Below are 21,179 nucleotides of genomic sequence, written 5' to 3'. Positions count from 1 at the left end.
GGGGCAAGGAGCGGCCCACGCGGAAGGGTGCCCGAGTGGCTAAAGGGGACGGACTGTAAATCCGTTGGCGTGCGCCTACGTTGGTTCGAATCCAACCCCTTCCACCATTTCCTCAAAAATTTCATCTGGTTTCAAAGTTTTTGCCCGCGGGGTTTACTTGCCCGCCGGTCTTGGCTTAACCATGCGTTGCCCGGCAACGGGCGAGTGTTTGCACGCGGGTGTAGCTCAACGGTAGAGTCCCAGCCTTCCAAGCTGGTTGTGCGGGTTCGATTCCCGTCACCCGCTCCAATTTGCCAGGCGCAAAACGTCGGGCTAAAGGAGCAGACACTTGACAGCGGACGCGCCACAGTGTGGAAGGCGCTCTCCGTGCTGGTACGGATAGGGGCGTAGCTCAATTGGTTAGAGCGCCGGTCTCCAAAACCGGAGGTTGAGAGTTCGAGACCCTCCGCCCCTGCCATCCCTTCCCAGCACGTTTCATTCGCTGTTTCTCGGAGTTCGGTTTTGGCGTTAAACCTGGTTAAATTTGCGCGCGACGTGCGTGCCGAGGCGGCGAAGACCACCTGGCCCTCGCGCAAGGAGACCCTGCAGACCACGGGGCTCGTGCTTGCCATGGTGATCGTCACGGCCCTATTTTTCCTGACCGTCGATCAGATCATCGGCGCTGTCATGCGCGCGCTCTTCGGCGTCGGAAGTTAAGGAATTTTTTTGATGGCCAAGCGCTGGTACGTTCTCCACGTCTATTCGGGTTTCGAGAAAAAGATCTCGCAGCAGATCAAGGAGCAGGCCGAGCTGAAGGGGCTGGCCGACCATATTGGTGAGATCGTGGTGCCGACCGAGGAAGTGACCGAGGTCCGCCGTGCCCAGAAGGTGAACACCGAACGCAAGTTCTTCCCCGGCTACGTGCTCATCCACATGGACATGACGGATGACGCCTGGCACTTGGTGAAGGATGTGCCCAAGGTGACCGGCTTCCTTGGCAACCGCCACAAGCCCACCCCGATCAGCGACGCCGAGGCTGAGCGGATCATGAAGCAGCAGCAGGAAGGCACGGAAACACGCCGACCCGCCGTGACCTTCGAGATCGGCGAGCAGGTGCGCGTGTCCGACGGCCCATTCACCAGCTTCAACGGCGTGGTCGAGGAAGTGGACGAGGAGAAGGGCCGCGTGAAGGTTATGGTCTCCATTTTCGGCCGCCCCACCCCGGTGGACCTCGAATACGCCCAGGTGGAGAAAGTCTAAACAGGCTTGTAATCTCGGCCATGTCCCTTATGTCGGCCTCAATAAGGCAAGAGGGACAAAGTGGCTGACGCGAACGCTTCCAAGATTATGCCGCGCTGGGCTTTGTTCGGCGCGGCTATTTTTATTGTGGCCGCCCTTTTGGTCTGGCTCACCCATTATCTGCTGGTGGGCCAATATCTCGTCAGCACCGACGACGCCTATCTCGCCGCCGATTCGAGCCTGATTGCCGCCAAGGTCAGCGGCTATGTCACTGAAGTCGCGGTCGATAACGGCGATTCGGTGCAGCCCGGCCAGTTGCTCGCGGTTATCGACCAGCGCGACTACCAGAACGCCGAGGCCGAGGCCAAGGCGGCGGCGGTGGCGGCGCAGGCGGGGCTGATTCTGCAGCAGGCGAAGGTTGGGGCGGCGAAGGCGGCGCTGGAGGGTGATCAGGCCCGCAAGATTTTCGCCGAGCAGAACCAGACGCGCTATACGGGCCTCTCCGCCAAGGGGGCCAGCACAGTGCAGCAGGCTGAACAAGCGAATACCGATGTTGCCGCCATCCGCGCCCAGCTCGATGCCGACAATGCGAATCTGCAGGCGGCCATCGCCCAGGTGGACGTGCTGACCGCCGCCCTGGCCCGCGCCAAGGCCCAGGCAGCGCAGGCGGGGCTGGATCTGGAGCATACCGAGATTCGCGCTCCGGTGGCCGGTATTGTCGGCAATAAGAACGTCTCGGTGGGTGACTATTTGCAGCCGGGAACGCAGATCATGGCCGTGGTGCCGCTCGCCCAGGTGTATGTGCTCGCCAATTATAAGGAAACACAGATCACCAACATGGTTCCCGGCCAGAAGGTGAGGGTGCATGTCGATGGCTTCCCGGACCTGGACGTGCGCGGGCATGTCGATGCTATCTACCCCGCCTCGGGGCAGACTTTCGCGCTGCTGCCGCCTGATAACGCCACCGGAAATTTCACCAAGATCGTGCAGCGCGTGCCGGTGAAGATCCTGCTCGACCTGACGCCGGAGCAGATCGGCAAGCTGCGGCCGGGCATGTCGGTGGAACCAGAAGTCGATACAAGCGGCCAGAAGTGAGCACGCCGGAGAAGGTTTCGCCGCGCAATCTGGCCGCCGTCGCGGGCGGGCTGATCGGCGCGTTCATGGCGGTGCTTAACATCCAGGTGGTGAACACCTCGCTGCCCGATATCCAGGGTGGCATCGGTGCCGGGCTCGATGACGGGGGCTGGATCTCGACCGCCTATCTAATCGGCGAGATCATCGTCATCCCACTCTCGGGCTGGCTGACCTCGGTGTTCTCGTTGCGCCGCTACCTTATCACCAACACGGTGCTGTTCCTGTTCTTCTCGGCCGCTTGCGGCCTTGCCGGCAACTTCCCCGAGATGGTGACCCTGCGCGCCTTGCAGGGCTTCTCGGGCGGGGTGCTTATCCCGCTCGGGCTGCTCTGCGTCATGACCCTGCTGCCCAACCGCGTCCGCCCCACCGGATTCGCGGTATTCGCGCTCTCGGCCACCTTCGCCCCGGCCATCGGCCCAACCATCGGTGGTGCGATCACCGATATTTATGGCTGGCGCTACATCTTCTTCCTTAATCTGGTGCCGGGCGTGCTGATGTTGAGCGCCCTGGTTTGGGGCTTGCAGCCAGCTCCCATGCAACTGGAGAAATTCCGCCAGGGCGACTGGGTCGGCGTCATCACCATGGCGGTGGGTCTGGGCACGCTGCAGACGGTGCTGGAGGAGGGCAATAAGGACGACTGGTTTGGCTCGGTGTTCATCCAGCGCCTCTCCGTTATCTCAGCCATCTCGCTCATTGCGTTTCTGGTGCAGGAGCTGCGCCCGGGCAACAAGACGCCGCTGGTGAATCTGCGCCTGCTGGCCCTGCGTAATTTCGCCTTTTCCAGCATCACCAACACCACGCTGGGTTTTGTGCTGTACTCGGCGGTGTATCTCATCCCGCTCTACCTCGCGGTGGCGCATGGCTATAGCGCCGAGCAAGCCGGGCTGGTGATGGCCTGGATCGGCCTGCCGCAGTTGCTCATTATCCCGTTTAGCCCGTATCTGATGCGCCGGATCGACCCACGCCTGCTGCTCCTGGCCGGGCTCATGCTGTTCACCATCAGTTCGTTCATGAACATGAACCTTGGCCCCGATGACAGTGGGCCGCAGATGCTGCTGCCCAACCTCATCCGCGCCGTTGGCCAGGCGCTGGTGTTCCCGTCCATGACGTTCATCGCCACGGCTGGTATCCCGATGAAGGATGCCGGTTCCGCCTCGGTGCTGTTCAACATGCTGCGCAATCTGGGCGGGGCCATCGGCATCGCCGTGGTGCAGACATTCATCACCAACCGCGAGAAATTCCACTCCGCGATCATTACGCCGAATGTAAGTTTGCTTAATGCTGCGACGCAACAACGCCTACAAATGTTGCGGAACTATTTCATGGCGCATGGCATGAATGATCCTGCTGCGGCGCAGCAACAAGCGATTCATCTGCTTGGCGTTACGGTGCGTTTGCAGGCGGATTATTTCGCTTATGGGGACGCTTTCGCTTTGCTAGGCGCGGTCATGCTTGTTTCGATTGCCGCCACGATGTGCCTAAAAAAGGTCGTAGGTGCTGGAGCATCCGGAGGGCATTGACCTCCGACAGGCGATATTGGTGGCATGGCTTGATTTATGTCATGTCCATGAAACAGTTTCGACTTGAAAAAGAACGCACTGGATCAAACGCGGCAGGTGTGGAACTCTGCATTTGGCAGCTTATCACCGGCTGCGATTTGGTCTAGCGTTATGAAAATACCGGAGGAACTATACATATGTCTCGCGTAGCATTGGTTACTGGCGGAACTCGTGGAATCGGCGCGGCTATCAGCGTTGCCCTTAAAGAGGCGGGCAGAACGGTTGTTGCGAGCTATGCGGGAAACACCGCCGCGGCGGAAGCTTTCAGCAAGGAAACAGGCATCGAGGCGATCAAATTCGATGCCGGGAATTATGAAGAAACTGTTGCGGCAGTGAATGACATCGCCGCCCGTCATGGTGCCGTCGAAATCCTGGTGAACAATGCGGGCATCACCCGCGATGCGGTGATGGGCAAGCTCACCCGCGAGATGTGGGATGCGGTGATCGACACCAATCTCGGCTCCTGCTTCAACCTCTGCAAAGCCACGTTCGACGGCATGAAGGCCAAGAAGTTCGGCCGCGTGGTGAATATCGGCTCCATCAACGGCCAGGCTGGCCAGTATGGCCAGGTGAACTACGCCGCTGCCAAATCCGGCATCCACGGCTTCACCAAGGCCCTGGCGCAGGAAGGTGCGCGTTACAACATCACCGTCAATGCCGTGGCGCCTGGTTATGTCGATACCGATATGGTGCGCGCCGTGCCGCCCGACGTGCTGGAGAAGATCATCGCCAAGATCCCCCGCGGGCGCCTCGGCACCGCGCATGATATCGCCCGTGGTGTCGCGTTCCTCACCGCCGACGATGCCGATTTCGTCACCGGGTCGACGCTGTCCATCAACGGCGGCCAGCACATGTACTAATCCCAGGCACGGCCAGGGATTGACGAAAGGCCAGGAGGGTTCTGCCCCCTGGCCTTTTTTATTGTCTGCTATTCCTGCTGGGTCAGGAACCTGCGGATGCCGGTGATGGCTTCGGCAAGGCCGGAGCGGATGATGGGCGCGTGCTCGGGGAAGGCGCTGAACAGCCGTGATGGAACCTGCTTATCGAGCAACACGAACACGCCCCGGTCATCGGCGCGGCGGATCAGCCGCCCGAAGGCTTGGCGCAGCCGCAACCGCACGATCGCGTCGTCGTAATCCTTAGGCGCACCGTGCGAGAGATGCGTGCGCCTTGTACGGTGCAATATATCCGGGCGCGGCCAGGGCGTGCGTTCGAACACCACGAGGCGCAGCGCGTTGCCGGGAATATCCACGCCGTCGCGCATTGCATCGGTGCCGAGCAGGCAGGAATGTTCCTCCGCGCGGAAGATATCCACCAGCGTCGCGTTATCCATCGCGTCCACGTGCTGGGCGTAGAGCGGGATGCCCGCCTCCTCCAGCTTCGGCGCGATTCGTGCTTGCACCGCCTTCAGCCGCGAGATAGCGGTGAACAGCCCCAGCCCGCCGCCGCCCGCCGCTTGGAACAGCGCCTGATACGCCCCGGCAAGCTGCCCGATATCCTGCGTGTTCACATCAGAGATCAGCACGATGCGCGTGCGGTCCGCATAGTCGAAGGGCGACTCGAACGCGGCGCGAATCGCCGGTGTGGCGAGGTGTACCGCCCCAGTACGCGCCTTGGCGTTTTCCCAGGCGGTTTCATTGTCGCTGCCGTCGCGCAGCGTGGCGGAGGTGATGAGCAACCCATGCGCCGGGATGGCGATGCTCTGGATAAACGCCTCCGTCGGGTCGAGCATGTGCGAGAGCAAGGCGATATCGCGGTCGGTCCCGGCCTCGCGGTCCAGCCGCAGGAACTCGATGCGCGCTGGACGCTGGCCGGGGGCGGGTTCGTTGCCAAGGCCGTCGAGGATGCGCATCCAGGCGGCGAGAGGGTCCATGCCCCGGCGCTTCAGCCCGCGGGCGATGCCCTCCAGCCGCTGGCGCACGCTCTCCTCCAGTTCCGGGTCAGTCTCCAGCCGGTCCAGCATATGCTCGCGCAGGGCCTCCAGCGGGGCGCGCAACTCAGCCAGCGCGCGGGAGAGGGTTTGCGCTGCGGGCAAGATATCCGGATTTAGCGGGTGCAGATCTCCTTCGAACCCCACGGCGCCGTTCAGTTCGTTCTCCTTGGCGCGGGCGCGGAGCTGTTCGCGCAAGGCCCGGAGCAGCGCCTCGGCCGGGTTGTTGTCCGGCTCCAGCTCCGGGTCGAGCCGGGTGGAGAACATCGGCGCGGGCAGGGCTCTTGCCGCCTTCAGCGCGGCTTCCACATGTTTCTTCGTGGTGTCGTCCGTGGCGGCGAGATCTTCAAGCCGCCGAGCGAGACCCCGGGCACGCGAGCGTGTGCCCTCGGCCCCTAGCAGCCAGCGTCGCAACTCGGCCATGGCGGCGCCGGACAGTTCCACAGAGAAGGCGCTGTCCGCCGCGTCGAAGATATGATGCCCTTCGTCGAACACGTAGCGCGTGGGCACGTAGTCGTCGTCCAGCCCGCCCCAGACGGCCTGGGCCATCACCAGCGCATGGTTGGCGATGACAAGATCGGCCTGGCGTGCGTCACGCACCACGCGCTCGATGACGCAGGTGGAGAAATGCGGGCAGGCGGCATGGATGCACTCGCCGCGCCGGTCGGCGATCTGCGCCAGCAACCCGCCGCCGAAGAGTTCGGCGAACCAGCCGGGCAGGTCGCCGCCGAAGAGATCGCCATCGGCGCTGGCCATGGCCCAGCGGGCGATCAGCCCCAGCGGCGTGGCGTAACGCTCCACGCCGGAAGCGTCCTCGAAATTCAGCAGGCAGAGATAATTCTCCCGCCCCTTGCGCAGCACCACCTTCAACGCGCCGGGCAGGCGGCTGGCCTCCTGCTCGATCTGCCGTTGCAGATGCCGCGTATAGGTGGAGACCCACACCGCGCCCTTGTTCTGCTCGGCCCAGAGCGAGGCGGGGGCGAGATACCCCAGCGTCTTGCCCGTGCCGGTCCCGGCCTCGGCGATGACCACATGTGGGCTGCCCTCAATCAGGCGCGGGGCGAAGGCCTCCGTCGCTGCCGAGGCAAAATCCGCCTGCGCCGGGCGCTGTTCGGCCCCCGGCCCCAGCAGTGTCGCGAGCCGCGCGCGGGCCTGGGCGGAGGTGACGGGGAAAGACGATGGCGGCGGCCGGGGGGCGACTTCCTCCCATTTCGGCAGCCGCTTGCCCAGGCGCATGGCCATGCCGTCCGGCCGGGCGTGGGGCTGGCCGAGCGCCGCAAGCACGTAAGGCGCCCAGCCCCAGCCAAATTCTCCCATGCGCGCTGCCAAGCCTGGGGCATCTCGGTTGGCGGGCGTGTCCTTGCCCGCCGCCAGCCGGGTGAGCAGCGCCTCGGCCATTTCCGAGAGCGCCAGTGCTGCGGAGTCGAGGCTCTGCGGCACGTCCATCTCCAGCGCGCGGGCGAGGCCGGCGGGGGTGGGGGCGAGCGTTTGCGCCGGGCAGACGAAGGCGAAGAGTTCCAGCAGGTCCAGTAAGTGAATCGAAGGATTGCCAAGACGCTTGAGCGTTACCGGCCCATGCACCACCAAGGCGGCGTCCTGCCCAAGCTGGCGCGCCACGGTGCCGAGCTTCAGCGGCGCCACCACGCCATCCGTGCCCAGGATGACGGCGCGGCCATGTCCGGCCACCAGAGCGGGCAGGGGGGGAAGAATCGGCATGCCCGGCTGTTATACGGGTTTGTTCACGGTTTGTCTCGCACGTTGGACGCATGCCCTGTTGCGGGGCTGCCGTTCCGGTTCTAGAGCAGGCGCACCATGAGCGAAAATACACAAACCTCTCTGTCCTGGCCCTTCCGTGAAGCTGAACGTATCGCCGAGCGCCTGAAACAGAAAGGCAAGGACCACGCGCTGTTCGAGACTGGGTACGGTCCCTCCGGCCTGCCGCATATCGGCACGTTCGGCGAGGTGGCGCGCACCACCTGGGTGCGCAAGGCGTTCACCGATCTCACCGGGCTGCCCTCGCGCCTGCTCGCCTTCTCGGACGATATGGACGGCCTGCGCAAGGTGCCGGAGAACGTGCCGAACAAGGACATGCTGCGCCAGCATCTCGGCAAGCCGCTGACCCGCATCCCGGACCCGTTCGGCAAGTTCGAGAGCTTCGGCGAGCACAACAACAACATGCTGCAGGACTTCCTGCGCGCCTTCGGCTTCGAGTTCGAGTTCGCCTCCGCCTCCGATTATTACATGTCCGGCCGGTTCGACGATGCGCTGCTGCACGTGCTTGCGCATCACGACGAGATCGTGAGCATCATCCTGCCTACGCTGGGCGCCGAGCGTAAGGCTACGTATTCGCCCATCCTGCCCATCCACCCGCGCACCGGCGTGGTGATGCAGGTGCCCATCGACAAGGTGGACGTGGACCACGGCACCGTGTTCTGGGCCGACCCGGACACCGGCACCAAGTACGAGACCGCCGTGACCGGCGGCGCCGCCAAGCTCCAGTGGAAGGCCGACTGGGCCATGCGCTGGTACGCGCTGGACGTGGATTACGAGATGTCCGGCAAGGACCTGATCGACAGCGTGAAGCTGTCCTCGTCCATCGTGCGCGCTTTGGGCAAGGAGCCGCCGCTCAATCTCACCTACGAGCTGTTCCTCGACGAGAAGGGGCAGAAGATTTCCAAGTCCAAGGGCAACGGCCTGTCCATCGACGAATGGCTGACCTACGCGCCCAAGGAATCGCTGGCGCAATTCATGTATCACGCGCCGCAGCGCGCCAAGCGCCTGTTCTTTGATGTCATCCCGCGCGCCACGGATGATTATATCAATGCCGTTGCCGCCCTGCCCACGGCCGAGAAGCCGCATGACAATCCGGCTTGGCATATCCATGCCGGCAAGCTGCCCGAGCATGCGGGCTCGCCGATCGGCTTCACCATGCTGCTCAACTTGGCCTCGGTCATTAATGCCGACAGCCCGGAGATGCTCTGGGGCTTCATCCGTGCCTATATCCCCGGCGCGGATGCCGAGACCTATCCGTTCCTGGCCAAGCTGGTGCACCACGCCATCGCCTATAACCGCGACTTCGTGCAGCCCACCAAGCAGTACCGTGCACCCACCGAGGTGGAGCGCGGCGCGCTGGTGGATCTGGCCGAGAGCCTGAAATCGGGCGAGCAGGCGCAGTATCCGGGCGAGACGGCGGCGGAGAAGCTGCAAAACCTCGTCTATGCGATTGGCAAGCGCCACCCGTTCGCGCCGCTGAAAGCGTGGTTCGACTGCCTGTACCAAGTGCTGCTCGGCACCACGGAGGGCCCGCGCTTCGGCGGTTTCATCGCCCTGTACGGCGTGGAGCGCACCGTCGCGCTGATCGAAACCTCCTTGGCGCGAGACTAAACCAGCTTCCGAGGCGGCCATGCGGCGCAAGGCGCTGAAATACCTGCCACCGGTACTCGGCCTGCTGGTGCTGGCCGGTGCCGTGGTGGGGCTGCGTGGCGCGCTGAAGAAGCTGAGCCTGGGGGATATCCTCGCCGCCCTGGAGGCTACGCCGCGCGAGCATATCCTGCACGCGGTACTGGCGCTGGGGGCGAGCTGCTGCATCATGTGCGCCTACGACCTGCCGGGCGTGCTCTTCGCGCGGCGGGTGGCGAAATTTCCCCCGCTCGGGCTGCGGCGTATCGGGTTGGCCTCGTTCTGCGCCTATTCGCTGAGTCATGTGCTTGGCGCCCCGGCCATCTCCGCCGCCGCCATCCGGGTGCGGCTCTATGCGCAATGGAGCGTGCCGGGGCCGGGCATCACGCGCATCGTCGCGCTCTCGGCAACGAATTTCACCCTCGGCTTGGCCTCTCTGCTGGGGGGCTTCCTGCTGCTGTGGCCCGATGCCATGCCGGTTTTCGGCAATACCGCGCCGGGGCTGCTGCGCTTGGCTGGGCTGGTCCTCATCTCTATTCCCGTGGCCTATGTCACGGCGGCGCATGGGCGCAGTTCGGTGCGGCTGCTGGGGCGCGAGATCGCGCTGCCCGGATCGCGTCTCGCCGCGATCCAGATCGTCCTGTCCTGCGCTGACATCGCCACCACCAGCGCCGTACTCTACGCCGTGCTGCCCGCCACGCCGGGCTTGAGTTACCCGCTGGTACTCAGCCTCTACCTCGCAGCCTTTGCCTCCGGCGCTTATTCCGGCCTGCCGGGCGGGGTGGGGGTGTTCGATTCCGTGCTGCTGCTCGGCCTTTCCGCCTATCTGCCCACCGCCGACGCGCTGGGGGCTATTTTGTTGTTCAGGGTCATGTATTTTCTGGCGCCGGCGTGCATAGGCGGACTCTGCTACGCCGCACATGAGCTGTGGGCGCACACACAAGCGCCGGGAGAAACAAAATGAGCATGCAACAGACGATCACGCCCGTGGATGGCCGGGTCTATGCCGAGCGTCCCTTCGCGGGCGAGAACCACATCAACGCGGTGCTGGACAATGCGGTGAAGGCGCAGGCGCAATGGGCGCTGACCACGCTGGAACAGCGCGCCGCCCTCTGCTCCAAGTTCTGTGACGCGCTGCTGACGCATATCGACGAGATCGCCCTGGAACTGGCCTGGCAGATGGGCCGCCCTGTCTCCCAGGCGCCCAATGAGGTCCGCACCTGCGTTGACCGCGCCCGTTACATGATCACCGAGGCCCCGGCTGGTCTCGCCAATCTCGACCCCGGCCCGAAGGACGGCTTCAAACGCTACGTGAAGCGCACGCCGCTCGGGGTGATCTTCGTCATCGCGCCGTGGAACTATCCGCTGCTCACCGCCGTCAACTCCATCATCCCCGCCATCATGGCGGGCAATACCGTGGTGCTGAAGCACGCGGCGCAGACGCAGCTGGTCGCCGAGCGCTTCCAGCAGGCGTTCGACGAAGCCGGGCTGCCGCAGGGTGTGTTCCAGCACCTCCATGTGGCCGGCTCCACGGCGGAGAGGCTGGTGAAGGATGGCCGCATCGCGCATGTGAACTTCACCGGCTCGGTGCCGGTGGGCCATGCCGTCTCCCGCGCGGCGGCGGACCGGTTTATCGGTGTGGGGCTGGAGCTGGGCGGCAAGGACCCCGCCTATGTCCGCGCCGATGCCGATGTCGGTTTCGCGGTGGACAATCTCATCGACGGCGCCTTCTTCAACTCCGGCCAGTCCTGCTGCGGCATCGAGCGCATCTACGCGCATGAGAGCGTGTTCGACGAGTTCGTGGAACGTGCCGTGGCCTTCACCAACACCTATCGCCTGGGCGACCCGACACTACCTGAGACCAATATCGGCCCGGTGGTGTCGGCCAAGGCGGCGGCGTTCATCCGGGGCCAGGTGGAGGAAGCCGTGAGCCAGGGGGCGCGCGCACTCATCGACCCGGCCGCCTTCGCGGCGGATAAGATCGGCACGGCCTATATGGCGCCGCAGATCCTCATCAACGTTGACCACTCGATGCGTGTGATGACCGAGGAGACCTTCGGCCCGGTGGTTGGCATCATGAAGGTGAAGGATGACGAGGAAGCCATCCGACTGATGAACGACAGCGAATACGGCCTCACCGCCGCGATCTTCACGCGCGACGTGGAAGCCGCCGAGCGCATCGGCGACCGCGTGGAAACCGGCACCGTGTTTCTCAACCGTTGCGACGCGCTGGACCCCGCACTCCCCTGGGTTGGTGTGAAGGATACCGGACGAGGCTACACGCTCTCGCGCTGGGGCTATGAGACGCTGACGCGGCCCAAGAGCTACCACCTGCGTTTGCCTGCTTAACAACTAACAGAAGTTTTTGGTCTGCTCAGCGCGTGCCGCTGGTTTAAGCGTGCTTGGCAGCAATCTTTGAAAAGCCGTGAAGAACGCAGAAACTTTCAAAACAAAAGGCCGGAGGATTTTCCTCCGGCCTTTTTTAATGGGACACGCCCGGCAGATCAGTTGCCGGAATTGCCGCCGTTATTGCTCAGCCCGATGCCGACGAACAGCGCCTGCCCCTGGCGGATGATGCGCAGCGCCAGCGCGCCGCTGCCGCTCTTGCGCGCGGCGGCGATGGCGGCCACCGCATCGTCGGGCGTGTTCACGTTGGTGGCGCCCACGCCCACCAGCAGGTCGCCCGGCTGCAACCCAGCCTGATCCGCCAGCGAGTTCGGCTTCACTGCGGTAATTACGGCGCCGTTTGCGCTGTCGGGCAGGTTGAGCTGGTTGCGCGCATCCGGTGTCAGCGGCGCCAGGGTAAGCCCCAGCGCGCCCTGCTGCTGCGCGGCGCCGGAGTTGCCGCTGCCGTTCTGCTGGAAGCCCGCATCCGGGTTGGCCGGCATCGTCGTCACCGAAATGGAGACCGTGTTCTGCTTGCCGTTACGCAGATACACGATATCGGCCTTGTGGTTAGGGTCCACATTGGCGATGTCGCTGGCGAGATCGCCCGGGCTGGTGACGGCTTGGCCGTTGACGCTGGTGATCACGTCGCCCGGCTTCAGCCCGGCCTTCTCGGCGGGGCTGCCCGGCGAGACGGCGGCCACGAGCGCGCCGTCCTTGGCCGGGTTGTCGGAAGGCAGGCCGAGCGCCTGGGCCATCTGCGGCGAGATTTGCTGCGCCGCGACGCCGAGATAGCCGCGCACCACCTTGCCGTTGCTTATGAGCTGGGTGACCACGCGCTTGATCATGTCCGACGGGATGGCGAAACCGATGCCCACCGAGCCACCGGAGGGCGAGAGGATGGCGGTGTTCACGCCGATGACCTCGCCCTTCTGGTCGAAGAGCGGGCCCCCGGAATTTCCCTCGTTGATGGGTGCGTCGATCTGGATGAACTTGTCATACGGGCCATCGCCGATATCGCGCCCAAGGGCGGAGACGATGCCCGCCGTCACCGTGCCATCCAGCCCGAAGGGGTTGCCCATGGCCACCACCCATTCGCCCGGCTGCACCGAGGAGGAGGGGCCGAGATCGACATAAGGCAGTGGGTGCCCGGCATTGATCTTTAGCACGGCTAGGTCGGTCTTGGCGTCGGTGCCCAGGATCTTGGCCGGATAGGTGTTGCCGTCCGAGAGGGTGACGGTGACCGTGCGCGCATCCTTCACCACATGGTTGTTGGTGACGATGGTGCCGTTCTGGTCGATGAGGAAGCCGGAGCCCTTGGCCTCCACCGCCTGCGGCTGCTGCGGCGTACCGAACGCGAAGGGAAAACCGGGGAAGCCCGGGATCTGCGGGAAGCCGGGCGGCAGGCCGGGCTGGCCCTGGCCGCCGCCATTATCGGCCTGGTCGTCGGAGGTCTGGCTGAGCTTCAGATGCACATCGACGGACACCACCGCCGGAGCCACATGCTTCACGAGGCCGGAGAAATCCGGCACTGGGGTAAAGCCCTGCTGCACGGCTGAGGTTTCGTCCAGCGATGCGTCCGCCGCGTGTGCCGGGGAGGCGGGCAGGCCGGCCAGGGCGGTAGCGCCGAAAAGGGCCAGCGTGAGCGCGGTGCCACGGATGAAGGTTGTACGCATATCTTGTGTTGTCTCCTGCGGAAAAATCTTTAGCTTATCGCGGTATAAATTTTTTACTGTGACATAAATGCCACAATAAAAATGGGCTCTCAATCTCTGGGAGCTAGGGGTTACATTTCTTCACCGGCTGCAAAATCCAGCGAAGATGACGGATTGGAGCTTAATCAACGGTTCATCAGTACTGGTAGTTGGGCGTTTTCCAGCACGTGGCGGGTGGTGCCGCCCAGGATGAGCTGGCGCAGCCGCGAGGCGGTGGAATACGCGCCCATGGACATCAGATCCGCCCCGAACGCCGCCGCCGCCGCCAGCAGCCCCGCGCCGGTAATGCGGTTGATGGGGGAGAAGCGGGCCACATCGGCGGTGACGCCGTGGTGCGAGATATATTCCGCCACCTCCGCCCCGTTGGGGCCGGGCTTGGCGTAATCATCCGAGACCAGGATGCGCACGGCCTCCGCTTGGCGCACGAAGGGCATCACCGAGGCCAGGGCCGAGGCGGCATTGGCGGTGCCGTTCCAGGCGATGGCCACGCGCTTGCCGATGGTTTGCGGCGGCGTGGTGGGGGCTAGCAGCACCGGGCGGCCGGAATCAAACAGCACGGCGTGCAGGGCGTCGGCCGAGGCGACGTCCTCGCCCACCTGCGGATGCGGCACGATGGTGAGGTCGGAGAGTCGCGCCTTGTGGGCGATGACCTGCTCCTCCCGCCCGGTGATGCTGGTGAAGCAGGCGCTCGGCTCGTCGCGCCCGCGCTGGGCGGTGCCCACGGGGATGCCGACCTCTTCTGTCGCCTGCTCGAACATCTCGCGCAGCAGCTTCGCCCTCGCGCCGCCCTCGCGCTCGGTGGCGGTGAGCATGTCCTCAATCAGCGCGCCGGAAAGCCCCTCTCCGGCGAAGGGGGCAATGTCGCGCGCATCGGCCTGGATGTGCAGCACGTGCAGATGGGCGCTCCACATCCTGGCCAGCATCAGCCCGGTCTGTAGGGCGGCATGGGCCGAGGCCGGGCTGCTGACCGGGAGCAGGAATTTGCGCACCGACATCTTTACCCCCTCCTGGGTTCGGTTGCCTGATATTGGCGCGCCCTGCTGTTGGAATGCAATGTCTGCCCGCTACAGCATGTCCCGCAGGCGGAACCACGTGGTGGCGGCCAGCAAAGCAGGGGTGCGCAAGGCCCGTCCGCCGGGGAAGCGCGCATGCGGGATGCGGGTGAACACGTCAAACCGCTCCGCCTGCCCTGAGATGGCTTCGGCCGCCAGCTTGCCAGCCAGCCCCGTGAGCGCCACGCCATGCCCCGAGAAGCCGTGCGTGAACAATATGTTCGGCGCGAGCCGCCCGAAATGTGGGGCACGGTTGACGGTGATGTCCACATTCCCGCCCCAGACGAACTCCACCTTGGCGTCCTTGAGTTGCGGAAACACCCGGACGGCCCGGCGCAGCATGGAGGCCCCAAGGCTCGGCGGCGGCAAAGTGGAGTAGGAGACGCGCCCGCCGAACAGCATGCGGTTGTCGGGCGAGCGGCGGAAATAATCGAGCACGAAGTTGAGATCCGCCACTGCCTCGTTGCCGGGGATCAGGCCCGGCACGTCCGCGCGCGGCTCCGTGGCCATGATGTAAGTGCCGACCGGCATGATATAGCCTGCCAGCCCCTCCAGCAGCCCGTTGAGATACGCTCCGCCCGCCACCAGCAGATATTTCGCCCGTACCTTATGCGCCCCCACCTGTAGGGTGAGCGTGCTGCCTTGCTCGACGTTCGAGACCTTGGCGCCCGCATAGAGTTTGGCACCCGCCGCCTGCGCGGCCTTTGCCAGCCCCAGCGTGTAGTTCAGCGGGTGGATATGGCCGGAGATGTTGTCCTCCAGCGCCGCCAGATAGCGCGGGCTGTTGAGGCGCGCGCGCAACTCCGCCCCCTCCAGCAGCCGCCCCACCGGGGCGCCGAGGCTCGCCAGCTCCTCCTGCTCCTGCCGCAAATCCCGCACCTGGCGCGGCTTGATAGCTGCGTGCAGATAACCGCGCACCGGATCAGCGGGGATGGCGAAGCGTGCGATCTGCGTGTGCAGCAGGTCCACGGCTTCCAAGGACATGTCCCAGAGCTGCTTGGTGGTCGCGGCGCCAGTGAGGTGCTTGAGCTTGTGCAACGAGCAGCCGAAACCGGGAAGCACCTGCCCGCCATTGCGCCCGGAAGCACCCCAGCCGATGTCCTGCGCCTCGAGCAGGGCCACGGAATAGCCCCGCTCGGCCAGATGCAGCGCCGCCGAAACGCCGGTGATGCCGCCGCCGATGATGGCGGCATCCACGGTTACGTCCCCCGCCAAACTATCGGCGGCAAAACCCACACGCCGCGTGGCGTGGTAGTAATTGTTCAACATGATCCGCCGCTCCGGTTAAACGTTGAGCAGCAGGTGTTCACGCTCCCAGGAGGAGATGACGCGCAGATACGTCTCGTATTCCAGGCGCTTCACCGCCACTAGCACGTCCACCATCTTCTCGCCCAGCACGTCGCGCATCGGCTGGCTGGCCGCCATCAGGTCCAGCGCATGGGAGAGTTCGCGCGGCAGGGTGTACTGGCCGGAATAGGCCGAGCCGATTTGCGGTTCCGTCGGTGCCAGCCCTTCGACCATGCCGAGATAGCCGCAGGCCAGCGTCGCCGCGAAGGCGAGATACGGGTTGGCGTCCGCCCCCGGCACGCGGTTTTCCACGCGCATGGCGTTGGGTTCGCCAAACGGCACGCGCAGGCCGCAGGTGCGGTTGTCGTAGCCCCATTGCAGGTTGATCGGCGCGTTGGAGAAGCGCGTGAGCCGGCGGTAGGAGTTCACGTTCGGCGCGAAGATCGGCATCACCGTGGGGATGTATTTCTGCAAGCCCGCGAGGTAGCTCTTGAACAGCGGGCTGGCCTTGCCATCCGGTCCGGCGAACAGGTTCTCGCCCGTCTTCGGGTTCACGATGCTTTGGTGCACATGCATGGCCGAGCCGGGCTCGCCGCCCATCGGCTTGGACATGAAGGTGGCATAGATGTTGTGGCGCAGCGCCACCTCGCGCACCGTGCGCTTGAACAGGAACACCTGGTCGGCAAGGCTCATCGGGTCGCCGTGGAGGAAGTTGATCTCCACCTGTGCAGCACCTTCCTCATGGATCAACGTGTCGAGATCCATCTCCTGCAAATCGCAGAAATCGTACATTTCCTCGAAGAGCGGGTCGAACTCGTTCACCGCGTCCACGGAGTAGGATTGCCGCCCGGTTTCCTGGCGGCCGGAGCGGCCAACGGGCGGGACCAGCGGGTAATCGGGGTCGGTATTGCGGGCGACGAGGTAGAATTCCAGCTCCGGCGCCAGCACCGGTTTCCAGCCTTTTTCTTCGTACAGCTTGAGCACACGCTGCAGGACTTGCCGAGGCGCCATCGGCACCGGCGTGCCGTTCGCGTATTGGCAATCATGGATGATCTGCGCGGTTGGCTCATGCGCCCAGGGCACGAGGCGGACTGTGCTCGCATCCGGCACCAGCTTGATGTCGATGATCGCCGGATCGGTGAGCTTGTCCTCGGGGTCCTCGGGGTACTCACCGGTCACGGACTGGATGAAGATCGCCTCCGGCAGGCGGGGCGCGCCGCTTTGGAAGAATTTCTGCGCGGGCATGATCTTGCCGCGCGGGATGCCGGTGATATCCGGCACCAGGCATTCAACTTCAGTAATCCGATGCTCGTCGAACCACTCTTTTAAATCCACTTGTTCATTGCTCATGTTGTCCTCGATAAGCGGGCGGCGCCCGGAATTGAGCGCCGCCTGGCCTCGTTTTTACTGGAGCACGCTGGTCCAGATCTGGTTGAACAGCTTGTACTGGGCGCCGCGCAGCGGGGCGAGGAAGACGAGATGCTGCATCTCCTCGGGGCTGGGGTTGAGCAGCGGGCTGGCGAGAATGCCGGTCAGCTGCTTCTGCGATGCCTGGTTGGGGCTGGCGTACTGGTTGAAGTTGGAGAGGGTCGCGCCGTTATTCGCGTCCAGGATGAAGTTTATGAACTGTAGCGCCAGCTCGGGGTGCGGCGCATGGGTGGGGATGGCCATCGTATCCACCCAGATCTCGGCGCCTTCCTTGGGCAGGAAGAACTTCAGGGTTTTGCAGGAGCCATCGCTGTAGCACTGGCCGATATCGCCGTTATAAGCCATGGCGGCGGCGATCAGCCCGCTCTTCATCTGGTCGCGCGCCGGGGTTTCATCGACAAACCCGGCGAAATTCGAGCGCTTCTTGGTCTGCTCGATCAGCTTGGCCGCGGCGATCCACTGGCTCTTCTCGGAGCAGTTGAAGCCGTAGCCCAGATAAGCGCAGGCGGCGCCGATCTGGTCACGCCCTTCGCCCTTGGGGATCACGAACGGATAGTTCGGGTTCATCTTCGGGTCGAACAGCAGGCCCCAGCCGGTGCCGGGGTCCTTGATCTTGGCTGGGTCGTATACGATGCCCGTGGTGCCCCATTGATAGGGGATGGAGTAGGCGTCGGCCGGGTCGTAATCCGGGTTCTGGAACTTGGCCGCCAGATTGGTGAAGTTAGGCAGCTTGGAATGGTCGAGTTTTTGGATCAGCCCTTCATCCTGCAGCTCCGGCACGTAGTAGGAGGAGGGCACCACCACGTCGTACTGCGAATCACCGCCCGCGCGCAGCTTGGCTTCCAGCTCGGCGTTGCTCTCGTAATCGGTCTCCACGACCTTGCAGTTGCACTGTGCCTCGAAGGATTTGATTAGGCCGGGGTCGATATAGTCGGACCAGATGAACAGGTTGAGCGTCGGCTGTTCGGCATGGGCGGCGGGGGCCGCGAGGCCAAGCGCGATCGCGCCCGCGGCGATGAAGGACAGGAACCTCATGTTATATTTCCTCTTGCTGCGAACTGGCCCGCGCGGTCGCGGTGCCGTGTGATGAAGAAATGCACCAGCGCCAGCGTGATGATGGTGCCGATCATCAGCGTGCCGAGCGCGTTGATCTCGGGCGAGATGCCCTTTCGCGCGATGGCGCCGTAGATATAGATCGGCAGCGTAACGCTGCCCGGCCCCGCGGTGAAGAAGCTGATGGTGAAATCGTCGATGGAGAGGGTGATGCCGAGGAGGAAGCCGCCGATAATCGCCGGCTGCACCACCGGGATGATGAGATAGAGAAAGCTCTTGAGCCCGTTGGCGTAAAGATCGTTGGCGGCGTCGAACAGATACGGGTCGAGCCCGGCGAGGCGTGCATACACCGTGAGAGCGACATACGGTACCTGGAAGGTGATATGCGCGATGATCATCGTCTCCAGCCCGGCGCTGAGAAAGCCCGTGGCGTTGTGGACGAGATTGAAGAAAATCAGCTCCGAGATGCCAAACACGAGGCTCGGCATGATAATGGGCGTGTAGATGATCAGGCTGGGCAGATGCGCGAGCACGCCCTTGGCGTTGGGCGAGCGGAAGCGGCACAGCCCGTAGCCCAGCAATGTGCCGAGTGCGGTGGAGGTGATGGCCGAACCGATGGCGAGGATCAGCGAGCGGCGCAGGGCGGTGAATGCGGCGCCGTCGTGCAGCAGCACGTTATAGGCATGCAGCGAATGCCCGGCTTCATTCGGCGCGGGGGCGAAGGAGTAATACGCCACCAGCGCCAGCGGTGTGTAGAGCAACGCGTAAAGCGGCCAGGAAATGCCCGAGAGGGCGTAGCGTACGCCGCGCGGGATCATATCGTGGCCTCCTCGGCGCCGCCCAGCTTGCGGGTGAGGATGCGGAAGCCCACCAGACCCATGCCGGTGAAGACGAGCATGATAATGGTCAGCGCCGCGCCATAGGGCCAGTCCGGTGTTTCGGTGAACTGGTTGGCGATCAGCGAGCCGATCATCAGCGCCTTGTCGCCGCCCAGCAACTGCGGCACCACGTAGTCGCCGAAGGCCGGGATGGCGACGAAGATGATGCCCGAGAGCAGGCCGGGCAGGGTTTGCGGGAACACCGCATGCCAGAACAGTCGCACGCCGGAGGCGTAAAGGTCGCGCCCGGCTTCCACCAGCGTCCAGTCCAGCTTCTCCGCCGATGCGTAGAGCGGCACGATCATGTAGGGCAGGTAGTTATAGGCAAGCCCGGTGGTGACGGCGAAGCTGCCGGGGGCGAGGCCGAGATCGGGCGGCACGGCGTGCAGCAGATGCGCCACCCAGGAGACCGGCGCGTTGGGGCCGAGCAGCTCCAGCCAGGCATAGGTGCGCACCACCTGGTTGGTCCAGCTGGGCAGCACGATGAACAGCAGCAGCAGCGGGCGCAGAGCCTCCGGCCGGCTGAGGATGAAGAACACCAGCGGGTAGGAGAGCGCGGCCGAAACCAGCGTGGCGATGCCGGCCTGCCCCAGCGAGCGCAGGAAGATGGTGATATTGCCCGGATCCCAGCCGAGCAGCGAGTACCCGGCCACCTGCTGGAAGGGCTGCACGGAGAATGGCAGCACCGGGGCGCCGTAATCATCGGCCGAGAAGAACGCGATGCCCAGCAACACGGCGCTGGGGATCAGCAGGAAGATCATGATCCAGACCAGCCCCGGCCCGGAGGTGACCCAGAGCCGCAGGCGCTGCCGCCCGGCCTCGATCTCCTGTTCGGTTTGCGCCGTGGCGCTCATGGTGAGATCAGCATGATGTTGTCGGGCTTCAGCTCCACGGCCACCTTTTCGCCGGGGCGCCAGCTGCGCTCGGTGGCCTGGTTGTTGGTATCAAAGGCTAGCACGGAATGCCCGCCCGCCAGCTCGATACGGTACTGGGTGGCGGCACCCATGTAGATGGCCTCGCGCACTGTGCCGAAGAACAGGTTGGCGCGGTCCTTGGGCGCTGCCGTGTCGTTGTAGATCCAAATTTTTTCGGGGCGGATCATCGCCATGTTGGCGCCGTTCAGCGGTGCGTCGATGCTGAGTTCGCCGATGGGCGAGGCGGCGCTGTGCGCGCCGGAGGAGGTGATCGGCCAGATATTGGACAGGCCGAGGAATTCCGCCACGAACACGTTTTTTGGTTTCTCGTATACATCCAGCACCGGGCCGACCTGCTCCAGCTTGCCCTTGCTCATCACGCCGATGCGGTCGGACATCACCAACGCCTCGTGCTGGTCGTGGGTGACGAAGATGAAGGTCATGCCCAGGCGCTTCTGCATGCGCAGCAGTTCGATCTGCAACTCGTTGCGCAGCTTGGCGTCCAGCGCGGAGAGCGGCTCATCGAGCAGCACCACCTCCGGTTCGTTCACGAGCGCGCGGGCCAGGGCCACGCGCTGGCGCTGCCCGCCCGAAAGCTGGGCGGCGCTGCGGGTGGCGAACTGGCCGATCTGCAGCATCTCCATGATGGCATCGACGCGCTTCTTGCGCTCGGGGGTCTTCACGCCCTTCATGCGCAGGCCGAAGCCGATATTCTGTTCCACGTTCAGGTGCGGAAACAGCGCGTAGGACTGGAACACGGTGTTCACCGCGCGCTTATGCGCGGGCACGTCTTCCATATCCCTGCCGGAGATCAGGATCTTGCCCTCGTCGGGTGTTTCGAACCCGGCGATCATGCGCAGCAGCGTGGTCTTGCCGCAGCCCGAGGGGCCTAGCAGGGTAAAGAATTCACCGGCGTGGATTTCGAGGTCCACATGGTCCACGGCAGGCACGGAGCCGGCGAAAATCCGGGTGATACCGCGAATGGAAATGGCGCCACGCTTGGGGGAGGGAGCGGCTGCTGCGGCCGCGGGGCTGGCTGAGGCAGACATTATGGGCCTGCCTGAGTGGTCTGGCTAAGGATGTCAGTTCCGGGCGGCTCGACGATCCACAGCACGCAAAACCCCAAAATTGTTGCTTTCTGGATTGTGGCTTAGGCCCCGTTGGGCCGTCAAGAATAATTGGATGATGTTTTGCGGAGGATTCACCTTTTTCGTTGCGCGTGAGAGT

General features: G+C 64.2%; 17 protein-coding genes and 3 tRNA genes. 11 read left to right on the top strand and 9 right to left on the bottom strand.

Features of this window, described 5'->3' with window-relative positions:
* The first annotated feature begins 21 nt into the window (after positions 1 to 21).
* The 8 genes from HNP71_RS01855 (at position 22) to phbB (ending at position 4,771) form a co-directional block, all read left to right on the top strand.
* Positions 22 to 107 (top strand) — tRNA-Tyr (locus tag HNP71_RS01855).
* Positions 108 to 214: 107 nt separating this feature from the next.
* Positions 215 to 288: transfer RNA gene (locus HNP71_RS01850), tRNA-Gly, on the top strand.
* A gap of 92 nt (positions 289 to 380) precedes the next feature.
* A tRNA-Trp gene (locus HNP71_RS01845) sits at positions 381 to 457 on the top strand.
* Positions 458 to 501: 44 nt separating this feature from the next.
* Complete coding sequence (gene secE, locus HNP71_RS01840; RefSeq protein WP_183265131.1) at positions 502 to 696, top strand: preprotein translocase subunit SecE; 195 nt, start codon at positions 502 to 504, stop codon at positions 694 to 696.
* A gap of 12 nt (positions 697 to 708) precedes the next feature.
* Positions 709 to 1,239 (top strand): transcription termination/antitermination protein NusG, encoded by a 531-nt coding sequence (gene nusG, locus HNP71_RS01835; protein WP_183265130.1) that lies wholly within the window; start codon positions 709 to 711, stop codon positions 1,237 to 1,239.
* Positions 1,240 to 1,299: 60 nt separating this feature from the next.
* Positions 1,300 to 2,313 carry an efflux RND transporter periplasmic adaptor subunit gene (locus HNP71_RS01830; RefSeq protein WP_183265129.1) on the top strand — a complete coding sequence of 338 codons (1,014 nt, stop codon included), beginning with the start codon at positions 1,300 to 1,302 and terminating at the stop codon, positions 2,311 to 2,313.
* Positions 2,310 to 3,872, top strand: coding sequence for an MDR family MFS transporter (locus tag HNP71_RS01825; RefSeq protein WP_343062175.1), 1,563 nt, complete (start codon positions 2,310 to 2,312; stop codon positions 3,870 to 3,872). The genes HNP71_RS01830 and HNP71_RS01825 overlap by 4 nt, the downstream gene beginning before the upstream one ends.
* A 176-nt stretch (positions 3,873 to 4,048) precedes the next feature.
* The gene (gene phbB, locus HNP71_RS01820; protein ID WP_183265128.1) at positions 4,049 to 4,771 is read left to right on the top strand and encodes an acetoacetyl-CoA reductase; all 723 of its coding nucleotides are present in this window, start codon (positions 4,049 to 4,051) and stop codon (positions 4,769 to 4,771) included.
* Positions 4,772 to 4,839: 68 nt separating this feature from the next.
* Here the strand turns inward: phbB and HNP71_RS01815 are convergent, their stop codons facing one another.
* Positions 4,840 to 7,557: an ATP-dependent DNA helicase gene (locus tag HNP71_RS01815; RefSeq protein ID WP_183265127.1), complete on the bottom strand. Its 2,718-nt coding sequence runs from the start codon at positions 7,555 to 7,557 to the stop codon at positions 4,840 to 4,842.
* A gap of 96 nt (positions 7,558 to 7,653) precedes the next feature.
* Here HNP71_RS01815 and HNP71_RS01810 point away from each other — a divergent pair, with 96 nt between their 5' ends.
* From HNP71_RS01810 to HNP71_RS01800, 3 genes are read left to right on the top strand one after another with little or no spacing between them, the layout of a single operon-like run.
* Positions 7,654 to 9,225: a lysine--tRNA ligase gene (locus HNP71_RS01810; protein WP_183265126.1), complete on the top strand. Its 1,572-nt coding sequence runs from the start codon at positions 7,654 to 7,656 to the stop codon at positions 9,223 to 9,225.
* Positions 9,226 to 9,244: 19 nt separating this feature from the next.
* The gene (locus HNP71_RS01805) at positions 9,245 to 10,204 is read left to right on the top strand and encodes a UPF0104 family protein (RefSeq protein WP_183265125.1); all 960 of its coding nucleotides are present in this window, start codon (positions 9,245 to 9,247) and stop codon (positions 10,202 to 10,204) included.
* Positions 10,201 to 11,589, top strand: coding sequence for an aldehyde dehydrogenase family protein (locus HNP71_RS01800; protein WP_183265124.1), 1,389 nt, complete (start codon positions 10,201 to 10,203; stop codon positions 11,587 to 11,589). Before HNP71_RS01805 ends, HNP71_RS01800 begins: the two co-directional genes overlap by 4 nt.
* A gap of 155 nt (positions 11,590 to 11,744) precedes the next feature.
* Here the strand turns inward: HNP71_RS01800 and HNP71_RS01795 are convergent, their stop codons facing one another.
* The 8 genes from HNP71_RS01795 to HNP71_RS01760 all read right to left on the bottom strand — a co-directional run bounded on the left by HNP71_RS01795 (position 11,745) and on the right by HNP71_RS01760 (position 21,001).
* Positions 11,745 to 13,301: a Do family serine endopeptidase gene (locus HNP71_RS01795; protein WP_183265123.1), complete on the bottom strand. Its 1,557-nt coding sequence runs from the start codon at positions 13,299 to 13,301 to the stop codon at positions 11,745 to 11,747.
* Positions 13,302 to 13,465: 164 nt separating this feature from the next.
* Entirely contained in the window at positions 13,466 to 14,335 is an 870-nt protein-coding gene (locus tag HNP71_RS01790; protein WP_183265122.1) for a universal stress protein, read from the bottom strand.
* 69 nt (positions 14,336 to 14,404) lie between these two features.
* Positions 14,405 to 15,661: an NAD(P)/FAD-dependent oxidoreductase gene (locus HNP71_RS01785; protein WP_183265121.1), complete on the bottom strand. Its 1,257-nt coding sequence runs from the start codon at positions 15,659 to 15,661 to the stop codon at positions 14,405 to 14,407.
* A gap of 15 nt (positions 15,662 to 15,676) precedes the next feature.
* Entirely contained in the window at positions 15,677 to 17,029 is a 1,353-nt protein-coding gene (locus HNP71_RS01780) for a glutamine synthetase family protein (RefSeq protein WP_183265120.1), read from the bottom strand.
* 54 nt (positions 17,030 to 17,083) lie between these two features.
* Positions 17,084 to 18,142 (bottom strand): polyamine ABC transporter substrate-binding protein, encoded by a 1,059-nt coding sequence (locus HNP71_RS01775; protein WP_183265119.1) that lies wholly within the window; start codon positions 18,140 to 18,142, stop codon positions 17,084 to 17,086.
* Positions 18,139 to 18,978 (bottom strand): ABC transporter permease, encoded by an 840-nt coding sequence (locus HNP71_RS01770; RefSeq protein WP_183265118.1) that lies wholly within the window; start codon positions 18,976 to 18,978, stop codon positions 18,139 to 18,141. The genes HNP71_RS01775 and HNP71_RS01770 overlap by 4 nt, the downstream gene beginning before the upstream one ends.
* Positions 18,975 to 19,892 carry an ABC transporter permease gene (locus tag HNP71_RS01765; protein ID WP_183265117.1) on the bottom strand — a complete coding sequence of 306 codons (918 nt, stop codon included), beginning with the start codon at positions 19,890 to 19,892 and terminating at the stop codon, positions 18,975 to 18,977. Before HNP71_RS01765 ends, HNP71_RS01770 begins: the two co-directional genes overlap by 4 nt.
* Complete coding sequence (locus HNP71_RS01760) at positions 19,889 to 21,001, bottom strand: ABC transporter ATP-binding protein (protein WP_183265116.1); 1,113 nt, start codon at positions 20,999 to 21,001, stop codon at positions 19,889 to 19,891. Before HNP71_RS01760 ends, HNP71_RS01765 begins: the two co-directional genes overlap by 4 nt.
* Between the last annotated feature and the right edge of the window lie 178 nt (positions 21,002 to 21,179).

It is taken from the genome of Acidocella aromatica, from assembly GCF_014201825.1.
Lineage (GTDB): Bacteria > Pseudomonadota > Alphaproteobacteria > Acetobacterales > Acetobacteraceae > Acidocella > Acidocella aromatica.
Note: the sequence above shows the minus strand (reverse complement) of the source record. Positions and strands in the feature narration are given on the sequence as shown.

Coding starts and splice junctions, on each gene's coding strand:
- HNP71_RS01780 (WP_183265120.1), bottom strand. CDS start 17,029: ATGAGCAATGAACAAGTGGATTTAAAAGAGTGGTTCGACGAGCATCGG.
- phbB (WP_183265128.1), top strand. CDS start 4,049: ATGTCTCGCGTAGCATTGGTTACTGGCGGAACTCGTGGAATCGGCGCG.
- HNP71_RS01760 (WP_183265116.1), bottom strand. CDS start 21,001: ATGTCTGCCTCAGCCAGCCCCGCGGCCGCAGCAGCCGCTCCCTCCCCC.
- HNP71_RS01810 (WP_183265126.1), top strand. CDS start 7,654: ATGAGCGAAAATACACAAACCTCTCTGTCCTGGCCCTTCCGTGAAGCT.
- HNP71_RS01770 (WP_183265118.1), bottom strand. CDS start 18,978: ATGATCCCGCGCGGCGTACGCTACGCCCTCTCGGGCATTTCCTGGCCG.
- HNP71_RS01775 (WP_183265119.1), bottom strand. CDS start 18,142: ATGAGGTTCCTGTCCTTCATCGCCGCGGGCGCGATCGCGCTTGGCCTC.
- HNP71_RS01800 (WP_183265124.1), top strand. CDS start 10,201: ATGAGCATGCAACAGACGATCACGCCCGTGGATGGCCGGGTCTATGCC.
- HNP71_RS01805 (WP_183265125.1), top strand. CDS start 9,245: ATGCGGCGCAAGGCGCTGAAATACCTGCCACCGGTACTCGGCCTGCTG.
- HNP71_RS01815 (WP_183265127.1), bottom strand. CDS start 7,557: ATGCCGATTCTTCCCCCCCTGCCCGCTCTGGTGGCCGGACATGGCCGC.
- HNP71_RS01785 (WP_183265121.1), bottom strand. CDS start 15,661: ATGTTGAACAATTACTACCACGCCACGCGGCGTGTGGGTTTTGCCGCC.
- HNP71_RS01765 (WP_183265117.1), bottom strand. CDS start 19,892: ATGAGCGCCACGGCGCAAACCGAACAGGAGATCGAGGCCGGGCGGCAG.
- nusG (WP_183265130.1), top strand. CDS start 709: ATGGCCAAGCGCTGGTACGTTCTCCACGTCTATTCGGGTTTCGAGAAA.
- HNP71_RS01790 (WP_183265122.1), bottom strand. CDS start 14,335: ATGTCGGTGCGCAAATTCCTGCTCCCGGTCAGCAGCCCGGCCTCGGCC.
- HNP71_RS01795 (WP_183265123.1), bottom strand. CDS start 13,301: ATGCGTACAACCTTCATCCGTGGCACCGCGCTCACGCTGGCCCTTTTC.